We start from the raw sequence: 4,533 nt of genomic DNA, 5'->3' as shown, positions 1-4,533 counted from the left end.
CCACCTGGGCGTCGGGGCCGGCGACGAGATACGGATGCGGCCCGGTGCCCCACGGCGCAGCATCCGCCCCGAGGTTGTGCGCGGTCACGGTCTGGTGCAGCCCGTCGGCGTCGATGCGGTACTCCGTCTCGACCTCGACGCGGAACGGGTATCCGGTCTGCGGTTCGATCACGGCCGCGATCACCACGCGGTCGTCGGTCACGAGGCGATCCTCGAACTCCGCCCACGCGAGCAGACCGTGCAGCGCCTGGCCGCGGCCGGGCTCGGTGAGGGCGAGCTGATGCTCGACGCCGCCGAAGGTGTAGCGGCCGTCGACGATCCGGTTGGGCCACGGCGCGAGCGTGGTGCCGCGGTATCCGGGTCGCACCTCGTCGGCCTCGAACGGCACGACGAGGTCGCGCCCCTCGAAGGTGAGCACGCGCAGCGAGGCGCCGACGCTCGCGATCACCGCCTCGTAGCCGTGTCCGGCGATGCGCAGCTGGCGCCCGGAGCGCGGGCGCGCCGCGGTCGCGACATCCACGGCGGAACCGGCGGCAGCAGAGACGTCGGTCATCACAGCCCCTGCGCGAGTCGGTAGTACGCCTGGTTCCAGCGCACCTGCTTCTGGAACTCGGGCAGCGTGGTCGCATCGTCGATCACGAGCAGCTCGACCTCGGCCATCTCGGCGAAGTCGCGGAACGCCTCGAGCCCCACGGCCGTCGACATGACGGTGTGGTGCGCAGCACCCGCGGTCAGCCACGCGGCAGCGGAGGTGGTGAAGTCGGGCTGCGGCTTCCAGACGGCCCGGCCGACCGGCAGCTTCGGCAGCGACTGACGCGGCGGCACGTTCTCGACGACGTTCGCGGTGAGGCGGAACCGGTCGCGCATATCGCTGAGCGCGACGACGATCGCGGGGCCGGGGTCGGCGGTGAAGACAAGGCGCACCGGGTCGTCCTTGCCGCCGATGCCGAGCGGGTGGATCTCGAGGGTCGGCTTCGCGGTCGTGAGCGACGGCGAGACCTCGAGCATGTGCGCCCCGAGGATCAGCTCATCGCCGGGTGTCATGTCGTAGGTGTAGTCCTCCATCAGGCTCGCCCCGCCCGGAAGCCCCGCGCCCATCACGTTGGCGACGCGCACGAGGATCGCGGTCTTCCAGTCGCCCTCCGCGCCGAAGCCGTATCCCTCGGCCATCAGTCGCTGCACCGCGAGACCCGGCAGCTGCGTCAGCGCGCCGAGATCTTCGAACGAGGTGGTGAAGGCGCCGAAGCCGCCCTCTTCGAGGAACGACCGCAGGCCGATCTCGATCGCGGCGCCGTCACGCAGCGACTGGTGGCGGTCGCCGCCGCGACGCAGCTCCGGCACGACCTCGTACAGCTCTTCGTACTCGGCCACGAGGGCGTCGATCTCGGACTCGGATGCCGCGGCGACGGCATCCGCCAGGTCGTTCACACCCCAGGTGTTGACCTGCACGCCGAACCGCAGCTCGGCCTCGGTCTTGTCGCCCTCGGTGACGGCGACGTAACGCATGTTGTCGCCGAAGCGGGCGAGCTTGAGCGAACGGGATGCCGCGAGACCGGCGGCCGCACGCTGCCACGTCGCGATCTCCTGACGCACGCGCGGGTCGCTCGCGTGGCCGACGACGGTCTTGCGAGGAACGCCGAGACGCGTCTGGATGTAGCCGAACTCGCGGTCGCCGTGCGCCGCCTGGTTCAGGTTCATGAAGTCGAAGTCGATGTCGGCCCACGGCAGCTCGACGTTGGCCTGCGTGTGCAGGTGCGCGAGCGGCTTCTGCAGCGCGTCGAGACCGGCGATCCACATCTTCGCCGGGCTGAACGTGTGCATCCAGGCGATCAGACCGATGACGCGGTCGTCGGCGTTGGCCTCGAGTGCGGTGCGCTTGATGGCGGCGGCATCCGTGAGCACGGGCTTCCAGACGATCTTCACCGGGACCTCGCCGGCCTCATCGAGGATGCGGGCGATCTCCTGCGACTGCTCGGCGACCTGCGCGAGCGTCTCGGGACCGTAGAGGTGCTGGCTGCCGGTGAGGAACCAGACCTCGTAGCCGTCGAGCGAGGTGGTGAGCGGGGTGCGGGTCATGAGGGGTCCTTCGATGTTCCGGTATCAGCGGGGAGAGTTCAGAGGGAGTCGACTGCGGCGGCCTCGATGGCGAGGCCTGCGCGGTAGCGGTCGAGGTAGGCGGTGAACCCGGCGACGTCGGCGGGGTCGGGGTCGGCGACCGCGAGGGATGCCGAGGCGAAGACATCGCGTTCGAGGTACTCGCCCAGCGTCTGCGTCTCGGCGTGCGCGAGGTACGACGCGAGCACCGCGATGCCCCACGCCCCTCCCTCGGAGGCGAGTTCGCCGACGGCGACAGGCGCGCCGAGCGCTCCCGCGAGGAAGCGCTGTGCGACCCCGGCGGTGCGGAACATGCCTCCGTGCGCGAACATGCGGTCGAGCTCGACGCCCTCGGCGGCGAGCACCTGCATCCCGAGCGCGAGCGTGCCGAAGACACCGTAGAGCTGCGAGCGCATGAAGTTCGCGAGCGTGAACGCGCTGTCGGGGGTGCGCACGAACAGCGGGCGCCCCTCGGTCAGACCGGCGATCGGCTCACCGGCCAGGTGGTTGTAGGCGAGCAGCCCACCGGCATCCGCCTCACCGTCGAGAGCCTCGCGGAAGAGGGCGTCGAAGACGGCGTCGTCGCTCAGCGGCTGGCCGGCCGCGGCCGAGAACCGGGTGAACAGCCCCGCCCAGGCCGCGAGCTCGCTCGCGCCGTTGTTGCAGTGCACCATCGCGACGGCGTCGCCGGCCGGAGTAGTCACGAGGTCGAGCTCGTGGTGCACCTCGGCGAGGGGCCGTTCGAGCACGACCATCGCGAAGATGCTCGTGCCTGCCGAGACGTTGCCGGTGCGCGGCGACACCGAGTTGGTCGCGACCATGCCGGTGCCCGCGTCGCCCTCGGGCGGACAGAACGGGATGCCGGATGCCAGCGCACCGGTCGGGTCGAGGAGCCTCGCGCCGTCGTCGGTGAGCGTTCCTGCGGCGGCGCCGGCGGGGAGCACGGTCGGGAGCAGGACCTTGGTCTTCGCGGGGAGCCGGTCGCCGGCGAGGGCGTCGTAGGCCTGCAGCATCCGCTCGTCGTAGTCGCCGGTCGCCGAATCGATCGGGAACATGCCGGAGGCATCGCCGACGCCGAGAACTCGCTCGCCCGTGAGCGTCGTGTGCACGTATCCGGCCAGAGTCGTGACGAAGTCGAGCTGCGGCACGTGCGCCTCGCCGTCGACGACGGCCTGATGCAGGTGCGCGATCGACCAGCGCAGCGGGATGTTCACGCCGAGCAGGTCGGTGAGCTCGGCAGCCGCCGCACCCGTGTTGGTGTTGCGCCAGGTGCGGAACGGCGTGAGCAGCTCGCCCTGGGCATCGAAGGCGAGGTACCCGTGCATCATGGCCGAGATGCCGATCGCGCCGAAGGACTCGGGGCGTGCGCCGTGGCGGTTCTCGGAGTCGGCGACGAGGGCAGCGTACGCGGCCTGAAGGCCCGCCCAGACCTCGTCGATCGAGTAGGTCCAGAGCCCGTCTTCGAGCCGGTTCTCCCACGCGAACGACCCGGTGGCGAGCACCTCGGTCGCATCGGAGCCGATCAGGCAGGCCTTGATGCGGGTGGAGCCGAACTCGATGCCGAGGCTCGTGCGGCCGGCGCGGATGTCGTCGCGTGCGGTGTTCGAGCTGCTCATCGGCGGGCGTCCGAGTTCTGTCCGTAGACGTTCTGATAGCGGGCGAAGAGGCTGTCGATGGCCTCCTGCGGGATCGGGATCAGCGGGCCGGCCTCACGGGCGTAGTGCACGGTGCGGGCGACATCCTCGACCATGACGGCGGCCTTCACGGCATCCTTCGCGTCGACGCCGATCGTGAACGGGCCGTGGTTCTGCATGAGCACCGCGCGGCTGCGGTGGCCGCTGAGGGTCTGCACGATGCCGCGGCCGATCGAGTCGTCGCCGATGATCGCGAAGGGGCCGACCGGGATCGGTCCGCCGAACTCGTCGGCCATGGCCGTGATGACGCAGGGGATCTCCTCGCCGCGGGCGGCCCATGCGACCGCGAACGTCGAGTGCGTGTGCACGACGCCGCCGACCTCGGGCATGTTCCGGTAGACGTAGGCGTGCGCGGCGGTGTCGCTCGAGGGCGAGCGGTCGCTGCCCGGGGTGCCCGGGATCACGGCGCCGTCGAGGTCGCACAGGATCATGTTCTCGGGGGTCAGATCGTCGTACGAGACTCCCGAGGGCTTGATCACGAACAGGTCGGCGCCGGGCACGCGGCCCGAGACGTTGCCGCCGGTCCAGACGATGAGGTCGTAACGGACGAGCTCTCCGTGCAGACGGGCGACGTCTTCGCGGACGGCCTGGATGGATGCGTCGATCTCGGCAGAGAAGACGGGGGCTTCGTTGCTCACGGGTACCTCAGGGTCGTCGGTGGTCACTGTGACCGGTCACAGTAGTGTGACACGGGGGTCGGCGGGGCGTCAAGGTGCGGCTCTCGACGATCGCCCGCCCGTGCCTC

At 70.5% G+C, this 4,533-nt stretch carries 3 protein-coding genes and 1 pseudogene; all 4 read right to left on the bottom strand.

Annotation, left to right across the window (positions count from 1 at the left end):
• Positions 1-553: pseudogene (locus RTM68_RS16600) on the bottom strand (galactose mutarotase); the annotation flags it as partial.
• Positions 553-2,076, bottom strand: coding sequence for an L-arabinose isomerase (gene araA / locus RTM68_RS16595; protein ID WP_312173052.1), 1,524 nt, complete (start codon positions 2,074-2,076; stop codon positions 553-555). The gene araA and the pseudogene RTM68_RS16600, both read right to left, overlap by 1 nt.
• 38 nt (positions 2,077-2,114) lie before the next feature.
• A complete protein-coding gene (locus tag RTM68_RS16590) occupies positions 2,115-3,710 on the bottom strand; it encodes an FGGY-family carbohydrate kinase (protein ID WP_312173050.1) in 1,596 nt (531 codons plus the stop codon).
• Complete coding sequence (locus tag RTM68_RS16585; protein ID WP_312173048.1) at positions 3,707-4,426, bottom strand: L-ribulose-5-phosphate 4-epimerase; 720 nt, start codon at positions 4,424-4,426, stop codon at positions 3,707-3,709. Before RTM68_RS16585 ends, RTM68_RS16590 begins: the two co-directional genes overlap by 4 nt.
• Positions 4,427-4,533 lie beyond the last annotated feature (107 nt).

Source organism: Microbacterium sp., from assembly GCF_031988965.1.
Taxonomy (GTDB): domain Bacteria; phylum Actinomycetota; class Actinomycetes; order Actinomycetales; family Microbacteriaceae; genus Microbacterium.
Note: the sequence above shows the minus strand (reverse complement) of the source record. Positions and strands in the feature narration are given on the sequence as shown.

Bases quoted from the DNA above. Each gene is read 5' to 3' on its own strand.
- araA (WP_312173052.1), bottom strand. From the start codon at position 2,076: ATGACCCGCACCCCGCTCACCACCTCGCTCGACGGCTACGAGGTCTGG.
- RTM68_RS16590 (WP_312173050.1), bottom strand. From the start codon at position 3,710: ATGAGCAGCTCGAACACCGCACGCGACGACATCCGCGCCGGCCGCACG.